The sequence below is a fragment of the Aliamphritea ceti genome, from assembly GCF_024347215.1.
Lineage (GTDB): Bacteria > Pseudomonadota > Gammaproteobacteria > Pseudomonadales > Balneatricaceae > Amphritea > Amphritea ceti.
The window spans coordinates 1-25,487 of sequence record NZ_AP025282.1 but is presented as its reverse complement, the minus strand read 5'-3'; the positions used below and the strand labels follow the sequence as shown (position 1 = coordinate 25,487).

Genomic DNA, 25,487 nt, shown 5'->3' with positions numbered 1-25,487 from the left:
TCATCAAGCTCGCCATTTTGTTGAGCTTTAAGCTCACTCATTAATCGAATGAATGACTAAGTTATGAAAATAAGAAAAGTAGAATACGCAATCATTGGATCTGGCACCGCAGGTCTCGGTGCTTACTCAAGAATTCGCCGCAAAACTGATAATTTTGTCATCATCCAGCACGGTCCATACGGCACCACTTGTGCCCGGGTAGGCTGTATGCCCAGCAAAATGCTTATAGCCGCTGCTGATCATGCCCATGAAATGCAACAGGCAGCACCATTTGGCGTTCACGGTAAGCCAATCATAAATGGCACTCAGGTTTTTAACCGTATCCGTCAAGATCGCGCTGATAAGTTTGTCGGCAATGTATTGAAACAAATCGACAAGATACCCACTGAATTTAAACTTCAGGGCTGTGCAAAATTTATCTCTAACAATCAGCTGCAGGTCTCTGATGATTTAATTATCGAGGCTGACAAAATCATTATTGCTTGTGGAACACGACCCTACATTCCTAAGCAATTAACATCAGTGGAAAATAAAATCCTCACCAGCGATACCATCTTTGAGATCGATAACCTGCCTGACTCTATAGCGGTTATAGGTCTCGGGGTTATTGCGTTGGAGCTGGGGCAATCTTTGCACCGGCTAGGTGTGAAAACCAGCTTATATGGACGCACAGGAAAAATCGGCGACCTGAGTCATCCAGACCTGCAAGCCGAAACACTCGAGTGCCTGAGCGATGAATTAGACATTTACCCGCAAGGTAGAATTGTTGAAGCATGGGAAGAAAATGACGCTGTCGTCATCGCATATGAGCAACATAATGGCAGCGTGATTACTAAAACCTTTGACGTCATACTAGTAGCTGCCGGGCGCGTTTCGAATGCCGACCGGATGAATATTCACAACACGGATATACAACTGGATAAGGCAGGAACCCCACATTTCGATCCTCAGACAATGCAGTGCGGCAACCTGCCAATATACATAGCTGGCGATGCCACCAATGATCTGCCGCTGTGGCATGAAGCATACGATGAAGGCCGTATCGCAGGAAATAGCGCTCTAAGCTACCCGAATGCAGAGAAGGCACAACGAAAAACCCCGTTAGGCATCTACTTTACTGACCCTCAAATGGCCATCGTTGGCAAGAGTTTCCAACAACTCAGAAACACTGAAATAGTCATTGGAGACGTGCCGTTCAATAGCCCAAGACATGAAGTATGGAAAAAAACTCAGGGACGTATTCAGGTCTATCTGGACGCATATTCCGGTGAAATTCTTGGTGCCGAATTACTCGGCTATCAGGCAGAACATCTCGCACACTTACTTGCCCTGGCAATCACACACAGGATGACCGCTGACCAGTTTTTGGAAATGCCCATCTACCATCCAAGTGCAGAAGAAGTATTAAAAAAAGCCTTAAACAACGCCAGATTCCAGCTCAAATAAACCTGGAATTACCTTCAGACAAAGAGACACACGCTCCTTCGTTATTCGTCTTAAAAAAGCAGCTCACGGGCTGCTTTTTTCTTCATCTACACAATAATGACCTGTGCCAGATTAGATCAGTTTTCGGACCTGATTTTAAAAAAAACAGGGTTACGTAATGTGTGACAGTGGCAGTTCTGTTCGGCTAATCACCTGTCGCATCACAAAACTGGTACGGATACTCGACACACCATCAATCTGATTTAATTCTTTAAGCAGAAAATTTTCATAATAAGACATGTCTGGCATCAGGACTTTCAGAACATAGTCGGCGTCACCACCGGTGATCAGTGCACATTCCTGAACTTCGTTATACCCAGTAATCAGACGTTCAAAATTTTCCAGGGTTTGGGGTCGCTGCTTTTCCAGGCTGACATGAATGTAAACCGTCAGTGGCAAGCCCAGGGCTGTCTTATTTAACAGGGTTACCTGACGGTCGATAATGCCAGCTTCCTCGAGTAAACGGACTCTTCGAGAGCAGGGTGAAGGTGATAGATTAACTTTCTCAGCCAATTCAAGATTACTGATGTTGCCGTCTCGCTGAATTTCTTCAAGAATTCGGCGATCAATCCGGTCTAATTTTTTGACTGACATAATTCACCACTTTTTTAGTTATTTTTAGTTTTTTGTGCCAATAAATAAATTTTAACTCTTAAATATGATCATATTGGCTAGTTAATAATAGCTATTCTTACCACTTAGTTTTTTCCTGTTCAAGGTCGCCGGTTATTACCGCATCGCCCTGCAGAATCTCAAAACACATTTTTTAAGTGGAGAAGATCATGTACAACAATAACAAGCAGTCATTTTCAACACGCGCAATACACACAGGCTACGAGGCTGCTGAAAACCATGGGGCTTTAAATCCACCTGTCTACATGACCTCTACTTTCTGCTTCGACAATGTAGAGCAGGGAGCGGCACGCTTTGCCGGTGAAGAGTCCGGGCATTTCTACAGCCGTATATCTAATCCGACACAGGAATTACTTGAGGTACGGCTGGCAGATCTTGAAGAAGCAGAAGCCTGTCTGGTTACCGCTTCAGGCATGGGGGCCATTACAGCAACGATGTGGTCACTACTGGAGCAGGGTGACAAAGTGATTGCCGATAAAACCTTATATGGCTGTACGTTTGCATACTTCCAACACGGCCTGACAAAATTTGGCATTGACGTTGAGTTCGTTGATTTCACAGACATAGAAGCACTACAGGCCGCGCTGACCAGCAACACCAAAGTGGTTTATTTTGAAACGCCGGTTAATCCAAATATGCGGGTTATGGATATTCAGGCAATCAGCGACGCTGTGCATCATTATCGCTCAGACATTACCGTGGTGGTCGACAACACCTACTGCACGCCAGTACTACAGCGGCCTGTGACAATGGGGGCAGATCTTGTGGTGCATTCAGCGACGAAATATCTGGGGGGGCACGGCGACCTGATTGCCGGCGCCGTCGTTGGTAAACAGGCACTGGTTGATCAGATCAGAGTTGTCGGCCTGAAAGATATGACCGGTGCGGCGGTGGCACCCTTGACCGTATTTCTGATTCTCCGTGGCTTGAAAACCCTCGAACTGAGAATGCAACGACACTGCGAAACGGCTCAGTCCCTCGCCACCTGGCTACTGCAACACGGCGCCATTGAATCCGTCTATTATCCCGGCCTGCAAAACAATCCGTTTTACTCACTGGCCAAAACCCAAATGAGTGCCAGCGGCGGGATGATCGCCTTCGAACTTAAGGGCGGCTATCCGTCTGCAGTTAAGTTTATGAACAAACTGAAGATGATCAAAAGGGCAGTCAGCCTTGGCGATGCAGAAACTCTCTGCCAACACCCCGCCAGTATGACCCACGCAACATATAGCATTGAAGAACGGGCCAGACATGATATCAGTGAAGGCTTAGTGAGGCTTTCCGCCGGTCTGGAATCTTTTGCAGATATTTGCTCAGATCTGACTCAGGCCTTAGAGGATGTTTAACACATAGCAGCTGCTCTGATGCGTGGCGGTTAAGCGCCACGCAATCACTATGTTTCATTCCCCGATTCCCTTCTTGTAAGCACCTTTCAAGCATCAAAGTCTAAACAACGCGTTAGTGACAATTTATCGGTTTAAACAACCGAGAAGTGAAAGCTGCCAATACATAATTATTTATTGGCTCACATCACTAGTAAATCGCTATATCCGCATTTTTTTTGAAATTTCTAACTAGCCTATCGATGCTAAATTATTAGCCAGATCAAAGAAGGGATTACCCATTCCTTAGCCTTGATGCAGTCAACCAGACTGACCTTTACGTCTCACCCGGACTCTCTCAAGGGCTTTACCCAGGCCCATAACTACTTTGCTAACCGGCTTTTGGGAAATTGTAATGAATACTGTAAACCGAATAACTGAATGTCTGAACAACGATGACCTGACCATAGAAAATCAGGAATGGCTGGATGCTTTACAGGATTTATTAACATCCCAGGGTGGTCAGCGCGGCCGCGATATTTTAAGGCTGTTACAAAACGATTTGCTGGCAAAAAATATCGACCTGGCGGAGGCTACATTAAATACTCCCTACCGCAATACTATTTCCATTGCCCAGCAACCTGAATACCCGGGCAACACCGAAACAGAGCAAAAACTGGAAAACATCATCCGCTGGAATGCATTGGCCATGGTGCTTAAAGCCAATGATCAGGGTACCGGCGTGGGTGGGCATATCGCCACCTACCAGTCAGCGGCTACCATGCTGGAAGTGGGCTTCAGCCACTTTTTCAGAACCCACCCGGACAACCAAGGTGGCGATCAGTTACTGGTCCAGGCTCACGCAGCCCCCGGAATATATGCACGTGCTTTCCTTGAAGGTCGTCTCAGTGCTTCACAACTCACTAATTTTCGTCGTGAGCTGCAATCCGGTGGTGGCTTGTGTTCGTATCCACATCCCCGGCGAATGCCTGATTTCTGGCAGGGACCAACCGCATCGATGGGGCTGTCCACACCGTCGGCTATATACCAGGCGCGGTTTATGAAGTATCTGGAAAACCGTGGTTTAAAAGAACCCGATAGCGGCAAAATCTGGTGTTTCATTGGCGATGGAGAGTCCGATGAACCGGAAGTCCTGGGAACTATTAATATGGCGACCCGGGATAACCTGGATAATCTGGTGATGGTAATCAACTGTAATTTACAGCGTCTGGATGGCCCTGTGAGAGGCAACGGCAAAATCATCCAGGAACTGGAAAGCAGTTACCGCGGGGCAGGCTGGAATGTCATTAAAGTTATCTGGGGCAGCGAGTGGGACGAGCTGTTTTCACGGGACACTGACGGCGTATTACAGACACGTATGGACAGGGCAGTTGACGGTGACTATCAGTTCTACACCGTATCCGATGGCCCTACTGTTCGCGATCACTGGATAAACGGTGATGCCAGACTGGCTGCGTTAATGAAAACTCTGAGCGATGAGCAAATACGTTGCATTAAGCGTGGCGGGCAGGATCGTCAGAAAATCTTTGCGGCCTTCAGCCAGGCACTGCAAAGCAATGGTAAACCCACCGTTATTTTAATGAAGACGGTCAAAGGTGATGGCATGGGCGCTTCAGCCGAAGGCCAGAATACCAGCCACCAGAAGAAACAGTTCAGTGCCGAAGAACGCATTGAAATCGGACGTCGGTTTGGTATTCCCCTGAGTGATGAAGCCCTAGCCGATGCACAACTTTACATGCCGGAAGCAAACAGCCCAGAGCTGCAATATCTGCATCAGCAACGGCAGCAGCTAGGCGGTTATTTACCTTCACGCAAAACTAAATTTTCAGCATTAACCGCACCGGAGCTAAGCCTCTTTAAAGACGCGATAAAAGGCACCAGCCGGGAACAGTCGACAACTATGTCGTTTGTAAAAATGCTTTCTAATCTTTTGAAAGATAAAAGCTTAGGTAAATATATCGTACCGATTGTGCCAGACGAGGCGCGCACTTTTGGCATGGAGTCACTGTTTAATAAATTTGGTATTTACTCCAGCCAGGGACAAAAATATAAGCCGGTAGACTCAAGCAGTTTACTGCCATACAAAGAAGCAAAAGACGGTCAGCTATTGCAAGAAGGTATCTGTGAGACAGGGGCAATGGCCTCATTTCTGGCAGCCGGTACCGCGTATGCCAACTATAGCGTGCCCACCATTCCATTTTATATCTTCTACTCGATTTTCGGCTTCCAGCGGGTTGGCGACATGATCTGGGCTTGTGCAGACAGCCTGGCAAAAGGCTTTCTGCTGGGTGGTACTGCGGGTCGGACAACCCTGAACGGGGAAGGGCTACAGCATCAGGACGGTCATTCTCATGCCGTTGCTGCGACAGTACCTAACTTATACAGCTATGATCCGGCGTTCGCCTACGAACTGGCAATTATCGTTCGTGATGGCATAAAGCGTATGTATCAGAACGATGAAAAGATCTTTTATTACATCACCTTATATAACGAAGCTTACAAGATGCCCGGGTTGCCTGAGGATTATGATGAAACGCTTGAGGATGCCGTTTTACAGGGCGTGTATCGTTTCAGAAAAAACACTGATGACGGCTATAAAGTCCACTTACTCGGCAGTGGCAGCATAATGCAGGAAGTCTTGCTGGCCGCTGACATTCTCAGCGAATATGGATGCAGTACCGATATATGGAGCGTTACCAGCTATAACCAGCTCGTCCGCGAGGCTCAGTCTGTCGAACGACATAACCTGCTAAATCCGCTACAACCTCAGCAAAACTATATTGAAAAGTTATTCGCCGATGAGCAGGGCACCTTTGTCGCCGTCAGTGATTTTGTTAAATCCTTACCTAATGGCATTGCGCGCTGGTTTCCTAAAGGTTTTACAGCACTTGGTACCGACGGTTTCGGTTTAAGCGAAAGCAGACCAAGCCTGCGGGATCATTTTGAAGTAGATGCCCGCTATATCGCCTGGGCAGCACTCACCAACTTGTACCGGCAAAACCTGTTACCGGAAGACACCTTAAATCAAGCCAGACAAACGTTAGCCATCCCGGAAACTAAGATCGATCCGGCCACTATCTGAATCAGAGGAGATTACTGTATGACAACGGAAATCGTATTAATGCCAGATGTAGACGGTGCTGGCGACGTAGTTGAGTATTGCATTGAACTGGGCGATGAAATTACAGCCGGTGATCCTATGCTGGTCATAGAGTCGGACAAAGCTTCAGTTGAAATTCCTGCGTCAATCTCGGGATTAGTCACCGAATGGCTGGTTCAGATCGGCGATCGCGTCAGCAAAGATCACCCACTTGCGCAGGTTAAAATAACGGCTCAGGAAACTCCTGTTCATGAGCCTATCAATACTGATACACAAGTAGAGACCGTACTGACTGAAAAAACAGCAAAATCATCACCAGCGGTGCTATCTGCAAACCAAATGCCTGCTCCGCAAAGCCCAGTCAGCGTTACACCGGCCATAAGTAACTCAGTTATTAAACAGCAGGGCAGCTACTATGCAGGCCCGGCCGTACGCAAACTGGCGCGTGAGTTTTCAGTGAATCTGACGCAGGTTAACGGTACTGGACCTGGTGGGCGAATCCTCAAAGAAAATATTCATGCATACGTTAAACAACAACTGATCAAAGCGTCCCAGCCGGTGATATCGTCCGCTGCAATTCCGCCACTGCCAAAGGAGGATTTTAGCCGATTTGGTGATACTGACACCCAAAGTTTATCTTCAATCGCTAAAGCAACCTCCGCACATATGACCCGTTGCTGGCTTAATATTCCGCATGTCACATTATTTGATGAAACAAATATCAGCGATCTTGAAGCCTTCCGAAAAACCATTCAGCCTGAAGCATACGGACTGGAAAAAACACCCAGTATATTGCCTTTTATTGTGCTCACAATCGCCAGGGCATTAGTAAAATTCCCCCGATTCAATAGTTCGCTACATCCGGACGGAACACAGCTTATTTATAAGCAATACACAAACATTGGGGTCGCGGTAGATACCCCTGCAGGCTTAGTCGTACCTGTGATCAGAAACGCCAACCAGCAATCTGTCAGCCAGTTGGCCAGTACGATCAATGCACTGGCTAATAAAGCCAGAAACAAGCAGCTTAAAATTGCCGACATGCAGGGTGGATGCTTTACCATTTCTAGCCTGGGGAGCAATGGGGGAAGTGGTTTCACACCTATTATTAACGGCCCGGAAGTAGCTATTCTTGGTGTCGGAAAAGCCACCATAAAACCCGTCTGGGATGGTGAAGCCTTCCAGCCAGGCTTACTGCTACCTTTAAGTTTATCCTTCGATCATCGGGTAATTAATGGTGCAGAAGCAGGTCGGTTTATGGCCTATATCAGCAATAAATTGAGGGATATCAAACAACTGCTGTTATAAATATTACAACGGTAATGAAGTAGCTCTAAGCTCAGAGTGTCTGTCTAAAAACCGCAAGTCCATACGTACTATAGTTATTCATCAACTATGCCCGTATGATTGTTGCTCGTTAATTACATAAGGAACTATCAAGTGGCTTTTATCGAAGAATCAAATCATGAATCTATGTCTGCCACTCTGGGAGGACGCTTAGTGCGTGCCAGGGAATCACAAAATATTACCCGCTCACAACTTGCCCGTCGCTTAGGTGTAAATACCACCACACTGAAAGCCTGGGAATCTGACCGTTCAGAACCACGTTCCAGCCGTCTGGCGATGCTCGCCGGCATACTCAACGTTGCACCTACCTGGCTTTTAGTCGGTCAGGGCGAAGAGCCAAGTAACCTGACAGGCGATACCACTGAACTGTCACGGATCCATGAGAACATCTCTCGATTACACGCACAGACTCTAACCATTGCTGATGAGCTGGAAGAGCTTGGCCGCCGTCTGGAAACCTATCAAAGCTTTAACAACGACTAAGCCCTATGTTTGGCTGGAAACTCAGATCTGCATGCTCAGCAACATGCGACATTGTGTAAAAGCAGCAGTATGGCCATCGATGATGGCATATAGATTGAGTTTCAGTCAGATTTCACAGTCGTAAGCAGTGAACAAGCAAACTCCACTTGGCAGAGTAAAGCTTCTTTTCCCAATGGACGCGCTTGTTCCTGATCAAGGCCCGCAGTAATTATCCTGATAACGCCTTACTGACGTTGAAGGCGTCTCATCTGTTTTTAGCAGACTATAAAACAGTATCAGGTCTAAGATTTAAACCTCAGGCCGTTCCTGAATCATCAGCATACTTTCTTCAGCAAAACCAAAACCGGCTTCAGTAAAGAAGTTAAATACCTTATCAATGCCAACATCGATTAATTGCTGATGCTCATCCTGATAGCGGGCAATCGCAGCAACTTTGCCTTCAAAGCCGGATTTATTCACCTGTAGTACGATATTGCGGCTATCTTCAATTGAGGGTAACGCCAGTAGTACAAGCTTCACTTTAGACAAATTTAACTGCTCCCAAAAATCAGCATCTTCGCCGTCACCGTGACAAATATTCATACCCTCACTGCGCATCTTTTTCACCCGGGAACGATCGGCATCTATGCCCCATACCCGGTCACCCGCCATACTGTGCAGGGCATGATAGGCACCTAGTCCAACACGCCCCAGACCAATCACCAGAATTTCTGCTTTTTCTGGCTGCTCCATAACGTCTTCTTTCAGGCGGGCAGGCTTTTCAAACCGCTTGATCATGTCCTTATTATGGCCATAAATTTCGTGAGCCCGCTTATAAGCCGTGCTGGTAAACACAAAGGAGATGGAAACCGCCAGAGAAATAATGACCAGCCATTGCTCTGTAATCCAGCCAGTATCCACCGCCAGCGCCGCGACGATTAAACCAAACTCACTGACATTAGTCAGTGTCAGTGCACTCAGATATGCCGTACGTCCTCGCAATTTTAGGCGAGTAAACAGGCTGAAAAATAAGAAAAATTTCAGCGGTAACAACAGCGCCAGCAGCACTGCCGTGAAAAACATGGGCCAATCCGGCAAAGCGGTAAAACCGATCGACAGAAAGAAGCCTATTAAGAATAAATCTTTGAAATTCAGTAAGTTTTTCGAGAGTTCTGTCGCTTTAGGACTACCACTCAACAGGGCACCTAACATCAACGCGCCCAGATCGCCTTTTATACCCACCAGCTCAAACAGTTCGTAGCCACCTAACGCAAGAAAAAAGCCAGCTAAAGGCAATAACTCACCATGGCCTGATTTACTCAGAAGCAAATCGAACAGCGGCCGTAAAAATACCAGCCCTATAAGCCCAAACGCCCAAATAGAAGGCTCTTTACCTGTAGCAACCGCCATAAACAGCACAGCTACCAGGTCCTGCATGACCAGTACACCAATGGCCAGTTTGCCATGCCGGGTTTTCATTTCACCGCTTTCTTCCAACAGTTTGACGACACAAACCGTACTGCTAAAGCTCAGTAAGAAGGCGATCAATGCGGCGCTCTGCCAGGTCAGATCCGAAAAGAAGGGCAGGGCCATAGCCCCAAGACCTAACGCCACCCCGAAGAACAACAGAATCCAGATGCCCATATGAGACAACGCACCTGCCCACACCTCAGCTTTAAGCAGGCTTCTTACTTCCAGCTTAAGGCCAATAGTAAACAGCATTAGAGTAATACCAAGATCCGCCAGTGTATAAAGCGTATCGTCCGGAGTTACTCCTGCAAAGTGAAGCACAAACCCCGCCAGCAGATAACCGATTAAAGGCGGCAGAGAAATTAACTTCATTCCCAGGCCACACATAAATGCAAATAAGATCCAGATAAAATCCATTCTATTCCGCTGTAGGTTTGTTAACTTATTGAGTAATTGTGAGTGAACCACCAACCGCCGTAGCGGTATTCGGACTGAAAAACCCCTACTATCTCAGGGGTATTCATACCGAGCAGCAATCATCGCATTTAAATATTATTAAACAATAAAAAAGCAGCCTGTAGGCTGCTTTCGGTTAACTATTTACGTGAACTGGGTACAAAGATTACTTCTGACTGAAAAAGCACAGACATTTCAGCAATTATCAGCGACTTAAAATCAACAATACTGTCTTTAACACAACTATTAGCCAGATATCAGGAACGAAAGCTTCAAATATCGTCTAAAGGAAGCTGCGTTGTATTTTTCACTTCAGTCATAGCAATATTGCTTTGCGCTTCCTGAATATGAGGTAGCTGTAGCAAACGGCTACGCAGGAACTGCTCATAAGTTGAGATATCCTGAGTCACTACCCGCAGGGTATAATCCATACCACCGGAGATAGTCCAGCATTCCAGAACTTCCGGAAAACTGACAATAGAGGCTTCAAACTCATTCAACATATTCCAGCCATGAGCTGAAAGCTTAATGTTCACGAACACAACTAAGCTTAACCCCAGCTTTTGCCTGTCCAGAAGGGCAACACGATGTTTTATATAGCCTTCTTCCTGGAGCCGGTTAATACGCCGCCAGCAGGGAGATTGTGACAAGCTGACACGCTCTGCCAGCTCAGACGCAGATAGGTTGGCATCCTGCTGCAGTAGCTTAAGGATTTTTCGGTCTGTACTATCCAAATTCATTGTCATAGAAGAATACTTATTCTGCTTTTAGATAAAATAATAAATATTTTATGCTTTGAATACAGAATAAGCGACTATGACAAACCTAGCAGATGCTGATTTTCACTTGCTGCGCTAAGAATTGATCCAGCAGATTAAAGAACTTCTCAATTTCAGCCGGAGTATTGTAGTGCATGCATCCAACCCGGATAACACCGCCAATATCGGTCAGGCCAAGCTGTTCATATAAGCCCTGAGCATAAAAATTACCGTCCCAGATACACACATGATGCTCACCAAAAAATTCTGACACCCTGCGCGGTTCAACATGATTAATCCGAAACGCAAACGTAGGAGTCCTCACATCCTCGGTAGCTACATCCTCAATACCAAATATTCTGATCTGAGGATATTCAGCAAGCCTTTTCAAAAAGCTACGACTTAACTGAAGTTCATGATCGGCAATTTTTCGATAGCTCTCTATCAGTCGCTTACGCCGGCTTAAACTTTGGTTATCTGCAAGTGAAGCCAGATATTCAACAGCAGCAATAAATCCTGCCAGCGCTTCATAATTCTGCGTACCAGTTTCCCAGCGGTTAGGATTCACGTCCTTTGCCGGCGCAACTTTATATGGCCGTAATTTTTCCAGTACTTGTGCCTTGCCATACAACACACCCAGATGCGGGCCAAAATATTTATAGGCTGAAGTCACCAAGAAATCACAATCCAGCGCCTGTACATCAATCAGTTGGTGCGGTGCGTAGTGAACCGCATCTATATAGGTAAGTGCCTGACTATGGCCTTTTACCTGCTCAATCAGCTTATGCATGTCGACGATAGAACCGGTTGTGTTCGACGCATAAGTACAGGCCACAAGACGAGTTTTCGAACTTAGCAGGGCAGTCAGATGTTCGTAATCAAGCGTGCAATCCGTTTCATTCACCTGAACCTGATGCACAATGACGCCTTTCTCTTCAGCAGCCAGTACCCAGGGCGATACATTGGAGTAGTGATCCAGTGCCGTCACAATAATTTCGTCACCGACCTGCCAGTCACGGGCAATGGCACGGCTGAATGCAAACGTCAGCGTTGTTGCATTCGCGCCGAATATAATTTCATCACTACTTCCGGCGTTATAAAAATCAGCCCCGGCCTGACGTGCATCAGCCATTAACTCACTGGTTTTATGACTGGAGAAATACGCACCACCAAGATTGGCATTGTAGCGGCCTAAATAGCCTGTCATTGCCTCAAGAACTGACTGGCTGACCTGAGCACCACCAGGTCCATCGAAGAAAACCGGAACCAGACCATTAACTTCCTGCTGTAAAGCCGGAAACTGCTTACGTACTTTCTCAACCATTAACTGAGTCATAATTATTCTCCTTCAGGCTGTGAGCACAAAAGCGTCCATATAGGCATCTTCATCCTGAGTGGCCTCTAAACCTGTCGCGCTGTGCCAGAAACGCTGGTCATTGAGCACCACGAACTCACCATTATCAAAGGTGTGACTGATGAAAGGTGCACTGTCTTTAGCAGTATGCACCTGTATTTCACCGCCCTTAATATTGCTTCTTTCGATAACAACTACCGCCAGGCTTTTAAAACCATCCTGATGTACACCCTCTGGAGCAGCTTCTGTGAGGGCATCGTTATTCGCAATAATGCGCATCTGGTGCACTTCAATAGACTGGTCATCACTGACACCGGCTTTTGCTTTAAAACCCATCAGCATATTTTGGAATGCTGCTGTTTCGGTGACATCGTCTTCTATTTCCGGATAAATACGTTCAACGCTGCCCTGAAATGTATTTATGTCACCGCTTTGAACAAAAGCCTTTGTAGGTAAGCGGGTAAGAACCCCCTGCTGAATTCTGAAATGAGAAAAGCGTCTCAGGCGATATGCGCCATCAAGATAGTCGCTTGGCGGTAAAGCTTTAAAAGAGGGCGCCAAACACATAACACTCTGTTCAGTCAGCTGACCTAATTCCAGTAAAAACTCATCAGACTGGATCATGTTGCAATACCTCTGTTAATAACACTGGAGCTAACCAGTGAGCGGCCTATTTGGTAACCGCTGTGATCAGCTAATTGATAAGCAATATATTAACGGGGAAGGTCGGAATAGATTTCGCTTTATATGCAGAGATTAACGCAATATGTAGATTAATTATTCATTAAATAACAATTAAACAAATAAATTATGCTGTTCGATCTTTAATCTGAATTACATGCCTGGCTGGCTATTTCAATAACAACTGATCGATTATCAAATACACGATAGGAAGAGGGGTGGGAGGGTTGTAGATGCTCAGTCAGACCAGACTGATAAACAGAATGAAGTTATAAACAGGAAATTCATTCCAATTCACGGGCAATTTAATTCCGCGCAGATATCTCAGCAATATAGGCATCACGTATTGCAGCGATTCGCCCTTCGGTTTCCATTTCCTGCAAGACTGCCGTGAGCCGTGGCACTAAGCTGGCATTTTTCTTATGAAGATAATGATAAAGCGGGTAAACCTGCAAAACGCTCTGATAAAGAGAAGTCTTATTACGCTTAGCAAAGTCCAGTGTCAGTGGAATACTGGTGAGATGAGCAATGACAATCACATTACATCTGTGTTTACCCAGCATGCTAAATAGCTGACTATTAGAATTAACAACACTGACTTTCAGATCGCCAACGCCTTTTTCAGCAAACTTGACCCCGTTACGTATACAGACACGCTGAGAAGACAAATCGTCCCAGCCAGACATAGATAAATCACTTTGTGTAGTAATTCCCACACCTTCCATGATGCCGACAGGCACAGGCACCATAATCAGATTTTTATACTTCAGATGTACGTCTTTTATCCGGTATAACTCGCCATCCACCGTCCCCAGATTCGCATCATGGATCGCTCTCTGTGCAGGCCGGCTAATCACACGCATATCAATTCCTAAGCGCTCATACGCCTCTCTCAGCACCCGCTCGCTAATAGCTGCATAGGACGATTTCTCAATCGTCGTAAACTCCATCACGCTATGGGCAAATAAAATGCCAGGAAAACAAAAGATAAAAAGAACAGCGAGTTTCAATATTTTCATCTGTTTACAGCCTCTGACAACACAAACTCATAAGCATCTCAGGTACCTCCCTGCAACAATAAGATACCTACAGAAGCAGCTATTAAACTTATATCATGAAAAATAGCTCTCAAATTTTAATCGTACGACATTGATGGAACAGCTGTCAGGATTCCCTGATCTAAACTTTTATAAGAGTAAACACACTATTCCTGAATAGAAATTTCAAACAACTCATGTCTTAACTTCCAGCAAAAAATTAAAGGATTCATGATCTCAAACAAGAGAGTCATCGCCAGCATTATCCTCTAACAAATATTTACTATATCCATTCCTTTCAATCAAAAGCACTCTACAAAGTACTCATAGCGAGGAAAGTGAATAAAAAACAAAATATCTATAAAAAATAACGCTTTTTGTTAAGCTACACCATTGCATTAACACGACCACTAACGACTATTTCAGATCACTTATACCGCAACAGAAACCCGATAGGCAGCATCAAAAAATGCTCGTTCCAAGCGCATCGCAGTCTTGAATCTCGCTGTAGCCGCCTCCTGTTGATCTACTGTGAGATCTATCCATGCCTTATCCAGTTGATGCCGTAAATATTCCACCACCCCACTAAAACCTGGTCCAGAATGCAGATCGATCCACTCAGCAAACCAAAATGGTAAATCTTGGGGATAATCAATATAGCGCTCAGCCCAGGAAAGGTAAGTCCATTCCGCAGCCACAAGGACTGCCAACATTTGCTCATAACGGCCCGAATCACGAGCACTGTCCATCAACTGCAGAAACGCTACTGTCTCAGGTGCAGCCGGGGATGATTGCTCTTCAGGGCTCATATTCAAGGCTGCAAAAGAGCGCTGAAAATAGGTATTTTCAGGCCCGGTAACCAGTGCCAAAAACTGCGCAGCCGGAATGCTATCCTCTAACCGGGGTGCATGGGCAATTGCAGTCGCCAACAGGCGTACAAAGGATTCTATAAACTGATAATCCTGTGCCAAATACCACTTCATCTTACTTAAAGGTAATATCCCCTGAGCCAGCTCCTGGCAGAAAGGGTGGTTGGTAGCAGCGGTCCAGTCATCCTGGCAACTGCCACAGAGTTGTTCAGTCGGTCTCATTAAAGGATCCCTATCCTAGATTAGAAGCGCTAAATGACACAAAAGGGTGCATTTCAACGAATAAGAACTGTAACAAAAAACGCTTTGAAGTGTGTCTGCTTCTGTTACAAGGCAAGACTATTAGCTGTTATTTGCCATAAAAAAAGCAGACCTTAGCCTGCTTTTTTATGCATAAACTTAATTAAAGATTCTGTCGAATCTCATATAACGTGAAGCTGTGAAGCCAGGAAACATGAGGCTATTTCAGCCTATGTGAGATGTCTATACACAGAAAAATCTCATAAGTAGTGAAACCGTTCGCAGCTTTTCTCACATATTCTGAGATGCTTAAAAATCACTCACCAGAGTCGAACGAAGGTAATGGTTCAATACGATTGAATAGAGGAAAACCAACATTACTTAGCTAAGTGTTCATCCATATGATTAAAACCCATAAGTTCTCTGTAACGAGAAGGCGCATGCCCGACATAACGTGTAAAAGCCGTACTGAATGCACTGGCTGACCCGTATCCAAGTTTATAGGCAATTTCCGACACGCTTTCCTCACCACGATTCAGGAAATGCTTCGCCAATGTCATTCTCCAGTTGAGCAGATACATCATCGGTGTCACACCCAGCAAGTTTCGAAATTGCTTAAAGAAAACTGATCGGGACATGCCTGCTTCGGACGCCAGACCTTTAATTGACCAGGGATATTCCGGCTTATCATGCATTGCATGTAACGCAATACGAATTCGGGAATCGGCCAGACCTTTAAACAGCCCTTCATTACTGTCTATTTCAGCATGAAACCTGAACGCCTCAATCAGAAGTAGCTGCAGCAGATGATCAATGACTGTATCCCTGGCGGGAAGAATCGTGCTTATTTCCTCTCTGACCATTTTGGCCAACATTTCGAGCCGTTTCGAATCGCGTACAACAATCAGTTCCGGAAGCAGGGACAACAGTATATGAGCGTCAGAGCTGGCAAACTGGCAATACCCCATTAACTGTCTCAGGTGAACCTTCACGCCCTTTGCTCCGATACGGTGAACACCATCCTCATGCAGAACGGGAATAGCCTGAACGTTCGGCTGATGAGAAGGAACAAGGCTGGAATATGTGAAAGACGTCACATTTGGTATCAGAAAAAAGTCGCCGGACTGGAGTTCTACAGGTTCTGAACCTCTGACTTCCAGGCACGCATTACCCTCTATAAGCATGCAATAAAACGGTCCTTTCAAATCATCACGACATACTGAAAATGCTTCAGATGCCTCCAGATACTTTGCTTCAAGAATCCCAGGACGCAGTAAAGAAATAATATCAGACAGCGGATCAGCCAAACCGGACTCCTGATAAAACAATAAGGACTTTTCATTATAGAAAGTTTGCTACTACATCTCTATCTTTGTTTAATATTCATACTATTCACAGGTTACATCATCATGAACACTGTAATGATAACGGGCTGTTCTTCCGGTTTTGGACTGGAAACTGCACACTTCTTCCTCAAACAGGGATGGTTTGTTATAGCAACGATGCGTAAGCCCGATTACTCACTATTCCCGGAATCTAACCGCCTGCGGATTTTACCCTTAGATGTAACTGATCAAAACAGTATCAGATGTGCAGTAAAAGACGCTGGTGAAATAGATGTACTGATAAACAATGCCGGTATAGGGTATATGGCGCCGTTTGAAAATACGCCAAATGAAACCGTTGAAAAACTATTTAATACCAATTCCTTCGGCACATTTAATATGATCCGTGAAGTGTTACCACAAATGCGGAAAAGAAAATCCGGTACGATCATAAATCTATCGTCAAGCACAACATTAAAACCACTCACTTTTATGTCTGCCTATACAGCCAGTAAAGCGGCGGTAAATACATATACCGAATGTCTGGCACTGGAGCTGGAACCATTAGGTATTCGTACTGTGCTTATCATTCCTGGCCTTTCCCCTTCAACCAGCTTTGGTCAAAGCGCACGGGATGAAATTTCAAAAGCAGAAGGGCCTACAAGTGAGTACAACGCACTCCTGAAACAGGTAACCGGCGAGTTTCAACAGGAAATGTCTCAACAGGAACTCACTAAGCCCGAAGATGTTGTTAATGCTATATGGTATGCGGTATCCAGCCATAGCTGCCCGGTACGCTTACCCGCAGGCCCGGATGCCATTGCTTTAAGTCAGTGAAACATAATGTCGGTCTCTCTTTCACAAACCCTTACCTACATTAAGTGCAACACTTCGCAGTGTTTCTCAATTTACTAATTCGATATATCTATGAAGCAAATCAGCATTATTTTCTTATCTTTTTTAATTATTGCCTGTGGTTCCAATAGTATGAATGCGCCCTACCAATCAAAAAACATGAAGAATGGTATATTTGAAAACGTTCATACCGTGAAAATGCATTCTTTCTGGGAAGTTGTCTGGGGGAACCTTACATCTGAGACAGGAAGGGCTGAGTGGCCCGAAGAGCTAAAAGTTGCTGAAGATAAATCACCTCTCAGCAGAACCTCAGAAAATGAAACAAGAATTACTTTTATAAATCACGCCACCTTTCTGATTCAGTCCGCAGGTTTCAACATATTAACAGACCCGGTTTTTTCAGCGCGTACCAGCCCTTTATCATTTATAGGTCCGAAACGGATTCACACACCCGGAATAGCGCTCGATGACTTACCTCCGATCGATATGGTCATTATCAGCCACGATCACTATGACCATTTGGATTTAAATTCTATTAAGAAATTAATACACAGGGATGATCCTAAAATTTATGCGGGCTTAGGTGTGGGTAAGCGACTAAAAGGTTCTACTAAAATTACGGAGTTAGACTGGTGGCATTCATCACAGGTTGAGGAAAACTTTAAGATATGGTTTCTAGACGTTCAGCATTTTTCCGGCCGTTCATTATTTGACCGAAATACTACCTTGTGGGGTAGCTATATGCTGGAAATCAATGATCAGAAAATCTATTTTGGTGGCGACAGTGGCTATTCCGATCACTATCAAAGAACTTTTGAGCATTTCGGGCCAATTGATATCGCTTTTTTACCGATTGGGGCATACGCACCAAGAAAATTTTTTAAATCTGTACATATGAATCCCGAAGAAGCGGTTCAGGCTCATACTGAGCTTCAAGCTGAGGTCTCTGTTGCAATGCATTACGGAACCTTCCAGCTGAGCGCAGAACCATTTAACGAACCTGTTAAACGGCTCGAAAAAGCCAAAGCTGATGCAGGAATAAAATCATCCGGATTCATCGCACTTGAGATAGGCATACCTTATCAATTTTCTGATAATTCACTCAGTATGATTAAGCAATAACCGGGAGAGCAGCGCACAGGCTACCCCCTTACTACCTAGATATATTCAGTCAGGAATTAAAATATTATCGATTGGTAAGTAAACACAACTGTCACCCACTGTAATTGACAATACCGATAACAAAAAAGCAGCCAATAGGCTGCTTTTTTAGACATTTACTTATTTGAATCTCAGAGTATCCAAATCTCACATAGGATGAAACGGCCCCGTATTTCCTGGCTTCACTGTTTCACGCTATATGAGATTCGACACAGAGCATCAGAAATCAAGATTAGAGACATTCAGCGCATTGGTTTCGATGAAGTTACGACGCGGTTCTACTTCATCACCCATCAGGGTAGTAAATAGCTGATCCGCACCAATCGCATCATCGATTGTTACCTGCAGCATACGGCGAACATCCGGATCCATTGTGGTTTCCCACAGCTGATCAGGGTTCATCTCACCTAAACCCTTATAGCGTTGGATGCTGTGGCCACGTTTAGACAGATCCATCAGCCAGTTAAGGCCCTGAGAGAAGTCTGTGGTTTCCAGCGTACGTTCACCACGCTTGAAGTAAGCAGTTTCTTCCAGCAGGCCATTTAAAGTCTCACCCAAAGCGGTCAGCGATGCGTAGTCTTTTGATTCAAAGAAGGTCTGATCGAACAGGTACTTGTTGTTAACACCGTGCTGCAGAACGTTTACTTCCGGCAGGAATACGCCTTCATGTTCCTTGTCTTCGTGAGCGCCACTGGTGTAAACATCACCGCCATCAAGCGAATCGCCAAGGCCGTCACAAACCAAATCTATCCATTCGGATACTTTCTGATCATCACGCATATCTGCTTCGTTAAGGCGCTTGGTATACACCATCTGACGCAGAATAGGCTCAGGATAAATCCGTGACAGGCGGGCAATCATACGGTCAACTTTGCGATACTGGGTTACGACATCTTCCAGTCCCGGGCCTGAAATACCCGGTGCATCAGTATTCACGTGCATAGAAGCACCGTCCAGCGCGCCTTGAAGCAAATAATTATCTAACGCATCATCGTCTTTAAGGTATTGTTCCTGCTTACCTTTTTTAATCTTATACAAGGGTGGCTGTGCAATATACACATGTCCGCGCTCGATGATTTCCGGCATTTGACGGAAGAAGAACGTCAGTAGCAGAGTACGGATGTGCGAGCCATCCACGTCGGCATCGGTCATGATGATGATCTGATGATAACGCAGTTTATCAGGGTTAAATTCTTCCCGGCCGATGCCTGTACCTAACGCGGTAATCAGGGTACCCACTTCAGCAGATGACAGCATCTTATCGAAGCGGGCTTTTTCAACGTTAAGTATCTTACCTTTAAGCGGCAGGATAGCCTGAGTTCGACGGTTACGACCCTGCTTGGCTGATCCGCCAGCTGAGTCACCCTCCACCAGGTAAATTTCAGAAAGGGCCGGATCTTTTTCCTGACAATCCGCCAGTTTACCTGGCAAGCCTGCAATATCCAGCGCGCCTTTACGGCGGGTCATTTCACGGGCTTTACGCGCCGCTTCACGGGCCCGGGCCGCATCAATCATCTTAGTAACAACTGCTTTGGCATCCTGTGGGTTTTCCTGTAGGAAGTCATTCAGCAATTCATACATTGCCTGCTCAACAGCCGTTTTTACTTCCGAAGAAACCAGCTTATCTTTGGTCTGAGACGAAAACTTAGGATCAGGTACTTTAACTGAAATAATCGCAGTCAGACCTTCACGGCAATCATCACCTGTCGTGCTGGTTTTACCGGTTTTATTGAGCTTTTCACTTTCAATATAAGTATTCAAACCACGGGTCAGTGCGGTCCGGAAACCAGACAGGTGAGCACCACCATCACGCTGTGGAATGTTGTTAGTAAAGCAGTGAATACTTTCCTGGAAGCTATCATTCCACTGCATTGCCACTTCAACACCTACTCCATTTTCATGCGTAGTATTGAAATGAAACATTTTATTGATAGGTGATTTGTTGTTGTTCAGGAACTCAACAAAAGACCCCAGGCCACCTTCATAGGCAAACAGTTCTTCAGCACCGCTACGCTCATCAATCAGACGAATCGCAACACCGGAATTCAGGAAGGAAAGTTCACGCAAACGTTTAGCCAGTAAATCGAATTTAAACTCGATGTTCTTAAACGTATCTTCTGATGGCCAGAAACGGCATAAAGTACCAGAAGTTTCAGTCTGACCAACAACCTTGAGCGGCTCATCAGGCTCACCATGGCGATACGTTTGCTCATGGACTTCACCATTACGGCGAATGGTCAGCTTCAGCTTTGAGGAGAGGGCATTTACAACAGAAACACCTACACCGTGAAGACCACCGGATACTTTATAGGAGTTATCATCGAACTTACCACCGGCATGTAACACCGTCATGATAACTTCTGCAGCAGACACACCTTCTTCTTCATGGATATCAGTAGGGATACCACGGCCGTTATCCGACACACTGACACTTTCGTCAGCATGGATAACTACCCTAACTTCACTACAATAACCGGCCAGGGCTTCGTCAATGGAGTTATCGACGATCTCAAATACCATGTGGTGCAAACCGCTGCCATCGTCAGTATCGCCAATATACATACCCGGGCGCTTACGAACCGCATCAAGGCCCTTAAGAACCTTGATACTGGAAGAATCGTATTCCTGCTCGCTCATAAAATCTCCTGATCCTGGGTGATAAACTCACCCTGATGTATCTCATGAAAACTCACCTGAGTCTCCTGAGACCAAAACTCGCTCAATGTTGTTTTATCCACGCAGGTGATAAAACACTGATTACTGCTTTTCTCTAAATACTGACAAAACAACCGGCAGTGATGATCGTCCAACTCTGAGGGTAAATCATCAATCAAATACACACAGGCACGGCTGTTAAGCTTATAAAATAATGCGCCTTGCGCCAGCTTTAACGCGCTGACAACAATCTTCTTCTGACCCCGGGAAAGCCGCTCTGCAGCATTATGCCCGTCGGCCTTAACCCTAAGATCAGCCCGCTGCGGCCCGGCACTGGTAAAACCCTGTTTCCGGTCACGCACTAAATTGTCTGCCAGAACTTCATCCAGACCGCGCTTCTGATCCCAGCCACAACTGAAACCAAGCTCTATTTCAAGGTTCGGTAACAGGCCTGCAAGCACCTGATCAAACTCAGGTTTTAGCAATGCCAGATAGTCTTCCCTCAGGCTGTTCAGCTGCACAGAATAGGTGACTAATTCACGGTCCCATATCTGGCGCATTGAAGGATCGATTTTACCATATTTCAGCAAAGAATTACGCTGTTTTAAGACTCTTTTAAAGCCTCTCCACAGGCGAATAAACATTGGATCTGTATGAAACACGCCCCAATCAATAAATGCCCGTCGAATTGACGGACTGCCTTCCAAAATCTGGAAGGTTTCAGAGTTAATCACCTGAATAGGCAGTAGCTCTGCCAGAGTAGTTAAATCAATATCAGCGCCGGCATAACGCATCCGGCTAACACCTTCCAGGTTCCGTTCAACGCCTAGTGCCTGTGTCGTACCAGTTGCCATTGCATCCAGCTCAGCAAATACCAGACACTGTTCGGCACCACTGCTAATCAGATGCCGCAACTTATTGGTTCTGAACGAGCGGGTCAGGCCAAGAATATGAATCGCTTCCAACAGGCTGCTTTTGCCACTGCCATTGGCGCCATAAACAATATTGATATGCGGTGAAGGGGTAAATCTAACGTCAGCGAGGTTGCGTACCTGCTGCACCTTGAGAGTGGTTAAGGGCATAGGCGCGGGGGGCTGGTGATCTCAAACATATAAAGAAGATATAGCGGCCACCGCAACCATTGCTGCAGTGGCCAACAGGTATTACATACGCATTGGCATAACAACAAACAGAGAACCGCCGTCGTCCAGGCCTTCTACCAGCGCACTGCTGTTAGAATCAGATAAGGTGAACCGCACAACTTCAGAGTTCACGATCGACAACACGTCCAGCAGGTAGTTAACGTTGAAGCCAATTTCCAGGCTGTCACCGTCGTAATCCACTGCAACTGTTTCTTCTGCTTCTTCCTGCTCTGGGTTATTTGCCATAACCTGCAGGTAGCCGCTGGTCAGAGATAAACGTACACCGCGGTATTTTTCATTCGACAGAATCGCAATACGGCTGAAAACCTGGCGCAGTTCCTGACGAGTACCCAACATGAACTTATCGCCACCCTGTGGGATAACACGCTGATAATCAGGGAATTTACCGTCAACTAACTTAGAGGTGAAGGTGAAATCACCGGCATGTGCACGGATATGATTAGCACCAACAACCAGACGCACTTCTTCATCGCCGCCCTGTAACAAACGCGCCAGTTCCAAAATACCTTTACGCGGCACGATGAACTGATGCGGTGTTGTGTTGTTAGTTTCAACGTCAGTCACACTGGTAGCCAGACGGTGACCGTCGGTAGATACAGCACGTAACGTATTGTCGCTAACTTCCAGCAACATACCGTTCAGGTAGTAACGGACGTCCTGCTGAGCCATAGAGAAGCCTGTCTGATCAATCAGATGGCGAACCTGGCTTTGCGAAACAGTCAGTTCAAATGCTTCCGGGCTATCTTCCACATTCGGGAATTCAGCAGCGGGCAAGGTAGACAGTGTAAAGCGACTGCGACCGGCCTTAATCACCATTTTCTGACCCGTAAGTGTCAACTCGATGATGGCACTGTCTGGTAACGACTTACAGATATCCATCAGCTTACGGGCCGGAACTGTTACAGAACCCGCTTCAGCAGGCTCTTCCAGTTCAACCCGGCCAACCAGCTCCACTTCCAGGTCAGTACCTGTCATAGAAAGCTGATTGCCTTCGGCGACCAGTAGAATGTTCGAAAGCACTGGCAACGTCTGACGACGCTCAACCACACCAGCAACCAATTGCAACGGCTTGATTAGCGCTTCTCTAGAAATAACAAACTTCATGTTTTCCTACCCTTAATTAATCAGAGACCTTGCACGTTGTAGTGAGCAAAGGTCGCAATCTGCAAACTACGCCGTTAAATGACGTAACAGGTTCTGATAATCCTCTCTTATATCCGTATCACTCTCGCGCAATTCTGCCACCTTCCGGCAACCATGCAAAATGGTTGTGTGGTCTCGTCCGCCGAAAGCATCTCCAATCTCAGGCAGGCTGTGATTGGTCAATTCTTTAGACAGACTCATAGCCATCTGGCGGGGTCTTGCGACTGAGCGGCTGCGACGCTTGGACAGCAGGTCAGACACCTTAATCTTATAATACTCGGCAACCACGCGTTGGATGTTATCTATACTAACCTGTTTGTCCTGCAATGCCAGCAAGTCTTTAAGGGATTCTTTGATAAACGGCGTGGTTATGGCGTTGCCGGTAAAGTGCGCGTTGGCAATTACCCGTTTCAGGGCACCTTCCAGCTCGCGCACATTAGAACGAATTTTTTGTGCCAGGAAGAAAGCAGCATCATCAGGCAGGCGAACCTGCGCTTCTTCAGCCTTCTTCATCAAAATAGCCACCCGGGTTTCAAGTTCCGGTGGCTCAATCGCAACTGTTAAACCCCAACCGAAGCGGGATTTCAGTCGTTCTTCTACGCCGTTAATTTCTTTCGGATAACGGTCGCTGGTCAGAATCATCTGCTGACCGCCTTCTAACAGCGCATTGAAGGTATGAAAAAACTCTTCCTGTGAACGCTCTTTACCGGCGAAGAACTGAATATCGTCAATCAGTAATGCATCTACGGAACGGTAATAACGTTTAAAGTCATTAATCGCATTCAACTGCAATGCTTTAACCATGTCGGCAACAAAACGCTCTGAATGCAGATACACAATCTTGGCATTCGGATTACGTTTCAGCATTTCCATGCCAACAGCATGCATAAGGTGGGTTTTACCTAAACCAACACCACCATATATAAACAGTGGGTTATATGAACCACCCGGGTTATCTGCAACCTGTTGCGCCGCTGCCAGCGCTAACTGGTTAGATTTACCCTGAACAAACGAATTAAAGGTAAATGCCTGGTTGAGATTAGAACGATGACGCAAGCCGCCTTCGACTTCCACAACCCGGTTGTTTTTAGCCATAGGTACGGGTGTGAGAGGCGCAGAAGCAACAATTTCTTCAACACTTGGCGCATTGGTAAACGGCGTCGCTTCGACAAAAGTACTCTGAGGCTCAACAACACCAAAACCGTTATTTTCAACATCGATTGCTAATTGAGTCGGCGCATTCTCTGGTGGCAGTGCTGCAACCGGTTGCCGTGGTGGAGGAGTCGGGCGACTCGGAGCGATAGGCGCAACCGATTCAGCAAACTGGGCCATCGGCGCCGGTGTTGATCTTACCGGGCGCTGCACCTGAGGTGCCGCCGGACGCTGACGGAAACCAACGGCACCGCGAGCTGCAATATCAATACTTACTTTGCCGCTGATGTCACCGGAAACCGCATTGACGATTTCACGAATACGTCCCAGATACTTATCATTAACCCAGTCCTTTACAAAACGGTTCGGCGCTAAAAGAACCAGATCACCAGTTGTTTCAGGTGAAGCTTTTAACGGACGAATCCAAGTATTGTATTGTTGTGCGGGGAACTCCTGCTGCAAACTCTGTAAGCATTGTTCCCATAACTCAACGGACATATATCAACCTTGCACGGCGAAGCGGCCTATGCGACACAGATATTTCTTATATCGCGACTATAAATAATCAGCCGATAATACCTGTTCTGAACGGGCTTATCCACAGTTAGATAGAGCTGTTACTAATTCTTTTTACAGCACGATTTTCAAGCAATTAAAGTCCCCAAAATCGGCTGTTTTTCGAACAAGAATTACAAAAACCAGACTATACATAGCTTAGGAACAGTTAATATTCAGACTTACGAACACACCAAGCAATTGATTAATAAATATATTTTTAACTTATGAACAGAAATAATA

19 protein-coding genes are annotated in these 25,487 nt (G+C 45.8%); 7 read left to right on the top strand and 12 right to left on the bottom strand.

Going from position 1 to position 25,487, the window contains the following annotated elements; genetic code table 11:
• The first annotated feature begins 63 nt into the window (after positions 1–63).
• Positions 64–1,446 carry a dihydrolipoyl dehydrogenase gene (locus OCU49_RS00095; RefSeq protein ID WP_261842993.1) on the top strand — a complete coding sequence of 461 codons (1,383 nt, stop codon included), beginning with the start codon at positions 64–66 and terminating at the stop codon, positions 1,444–1,446.
• A gap of 150 nt (positions 1,447–1,596) precedes the next feature.
• On the opposite strand, the gene OCU49_RS00090 is transcribed toward OCU49_RS00095, so the two are convergent.
• Positions 1,597–2,079, bottom strand: coding sequence for an Lrp/AsnC family transcriptional regulator (locus tag OCU49_RS00090; RefSeq protein ID WP_261842992.1), 483 nt, complete (start codon positions 2,077–2,079; stop codon positions 1,597–1,599).
• A 188-nt stretch (positions 2,080–2,267) separates the two neighbouring features.
• On the opposite strand from OCU49_RS00090, the gene megL reads away from it, so the two are divergent.
• The 4 genes from megL (at position 2,268) to OCU49_RS00070 (ending at position 8,391) form a co-directional block, all read left to right on the top strand.
• Complete coding sequence (gene megL, locus OCU49_RS00085) at positions 2,268–3,464, top strand: methionine gamma-lyase (protein ID WP_261842991.1); 1,197 nt, start codon at positions 2,268–2,270, stop codon at positions 3,462–3,464.
• 391 nt (positions 3,465–3,855) lie between these two features.
• Positions 3,856–6,543 carry a pyruvate dehydrogenase (acetyl-transferring), homodimeric type gene (gene aceE / locus OCU49_RS00080; RefSeq protein WP_261842990.1) on the top strand — a complete coding sequence of 896 codons (2,688 nt, stop codon included), beginning with the start codon at positions 3,856–3,858 and terminating at the stop codon, positions 6,541–6,543.
• 18 nt (positions 6,544–6,561) lie between these two features.
• A complete protein-coding gene (locus OCU49_RS00075) occupies positions 6,562–7,869 on the top strand; it encodes a 2-oxo acid dehydrogenase subunit E2 (protein WP_261842989.1) in 1,308 nt (435 codons plus the stop codon).
• Positions 7,870–8,001: 132 nt separating this feature from the next.
• Positions 8,002–8,391: a helix-turn-helix domain-containing protein gene (locus tag OCU49_RS00070; protein WP_261842988.1), complete on the top strand. Its 390-nt coding sequence runs from the start codon at positions 8,002–8,004 to the stop codon at positions 8,389–8,391.
• 288 nt (positions 8,392–8,679) lie between these two features.
• On the opposite strand, the gene OCU49_RS00065 is transcribed toward OCU49_RS00070, so the two are convergent.
• The 7 genes from OCU49_RS00065 to OCU49_RS00035 all read right to left on the bottom strand — a co-directional run bounded on the left by OCU49_RS00065 (position 8,680) and on the right by OCU49_RS00035 (position 16,542).
• Positions 8,680–10,257 (bottom strand): cation:proton antiporter domain-containing protein, encoded by a 1,578-nt coding sequence (locus OCU49_RS00065; RefSeq protein ID WP_261842987.1) that lies wholly within the window; start codon positions 10,255–10,257, stop codon positions 8,680–8,682.
• Positions 10,258–10,568: 311 nt separating this feature from the next.
• On the bottom strand, positions 10,569–11,042 hold the full coding sequence (locus tag OCU49_RS00060; protein WP_261842986.1) for an Lrp/AsnC family transcriptional regulator: 474 nt from the start codon (positions 11,040–11,042) through the stop codon (positions 10,569–10,571).
• Positions 11,043–11,121: 79 nt separating this feature from the next.
• Positions 11,122–12,390, bottom strand: coding sequence for a cysteine desulfurase-like protein (locus tag OCU49_RS00055; protein ID WP_261842985.1), 1,269 nt, complete (start codon positions 12,388–12,390; stop codon positions 11,122–11,124).
• Positions 12,391–12,402: 12 nt separating this feature from the next.
• Positions 12,403–13,032 (bottom strand): 2OG-Fe dioxygenase family protein, encoded by a 630-nt coding sequence (locus OCU49_RS00050; protein WP_261842984.1) that lies wholly within the window; start codon positions 13,030–13,032, stop codon positions 12,403–12,405.
• A 362-nt stretch (positions 13,033–13,394) separates the two neighbouring features.
• Entirely contained in the window at positions 13,395–14,108 is a 714-nt protein-coding gene (locus tag OCU49_RS00045) for a substrate-binding periplasmic protein (RefSeq protein WP_261842983.1), read from the bottom strand.
• A 449-nt stretch (positions 14,109–14,557) separates the two neighbouring features.
• Complete coding sequence (locus tag OCU49_RS00040; protein ID WP_261842982.1) at positions 14,558–15,217, bottom strand: TenA family protein; 660 nt, start codon at positions 15,215–15,217, stop codon at positions 14,558–14,560.
• Positions 15,218–15,612: 395 nt separating this feature from the next.
• Positions 15,613–16,542 (bottom strand): AraC family transcriptional regulator, encoded by a 930-nt coding sequence (locus OCU49_RS00035; RefSeq protein WP_261842981.1) that lies wholly within the window; start codon positions 16,540–16,542, stop codon positions 15,613–15,615.
• Positions 16,543–16,644: 102 nt separating this feature from the next.
• Between OCU49_RS00035 and OCU49_RS00030 the strand changes: the two genes are divergently transcribed.
• Together OCU49_RS00030 and OCU49_RS00025 are read left to right on the top strand one after the other, a co-directional pair.
• Positions 16,645–17,397 (top strand): SDR family oxidoreductase, encoded by a 753-nt coding sequence (locus OCU49_RS00030; RefSeq protein WP_261842980.1) that lies wholly within the window; start codon positions 16,645–16,647, stop codon positions 17,395–17,397.
• Between the two features lie 90 nt (positions 17,398–17,487).
• Positions 17,488–18,537, top strand: coding sequence for an MBL fold metallo-hydrolase (locus OCU49_RS00025; RefSeq protein ID WP_261842979.1), 1,050 nt, complete (start codon positions 17,488–17,490; stop codon positions 18,535–18,537).
• A 258-nt stretch (positions 18,538–18,795) separates the two neighbouring features.
• Here OCU49_RS00025 and gyrB read toward each other — a convergent pair whose 3' ends face one another.
• The 4 genes from gyrB to dnaA form a co-directional block, all read right to left on the bottom strand.
• Entirely contained in the window at positions 18,796–21,213 is a 2,418-nt protein-coding gene (gene gyrB, locus OCU49_RS00020; RefSeq protein ID WP_261842978.1) for a DNA topoisomerase (ATP-hydrolyzing) subunit B, read from the bottom strand.
• A complete protein-coding gene (gene recF / locus OCU49_RS00015) occupies positions 21,210–22,313 on the bottom strand; it encodes a DNA replication/repair protein RecF (protein ID WP_261842977.1) in 1,104 nt (367 codons plus the stop codon). The genes gyrB and recF overlap by 4 nt, the downstream gene beginning before the upstream one ends.
• Positions 22,314–22,394: 81 nt before the next feature.
• Positions 22,395–23,498 (bottom strand): DNA polymerase III subunit beta, encoded by a 1,104-nt coding sequence (dnaN, locus tag OCU49_RS00010; protein WP_261842976.1) that lies wholly within the window; start codon positions 23,496–23,498, stop codon positions 22,395–22,397.
• A gap of 66 nt (positions 23,499–23,564) precedes the next feature.
• Complete coding sequence (gene dnaA / locus OCU49_RS00005; RefSeq protein WP_261842975.1) at positions 23,565–25,187, bottom strand: chromosomal replication initiator protein DnaA; 1,623 nt, start codon at positions 25,185–25,187, stop codon at positions 23,565–23,567.
• Positions 25,188–25,487 lie beyond the last annotated feature (300 nt).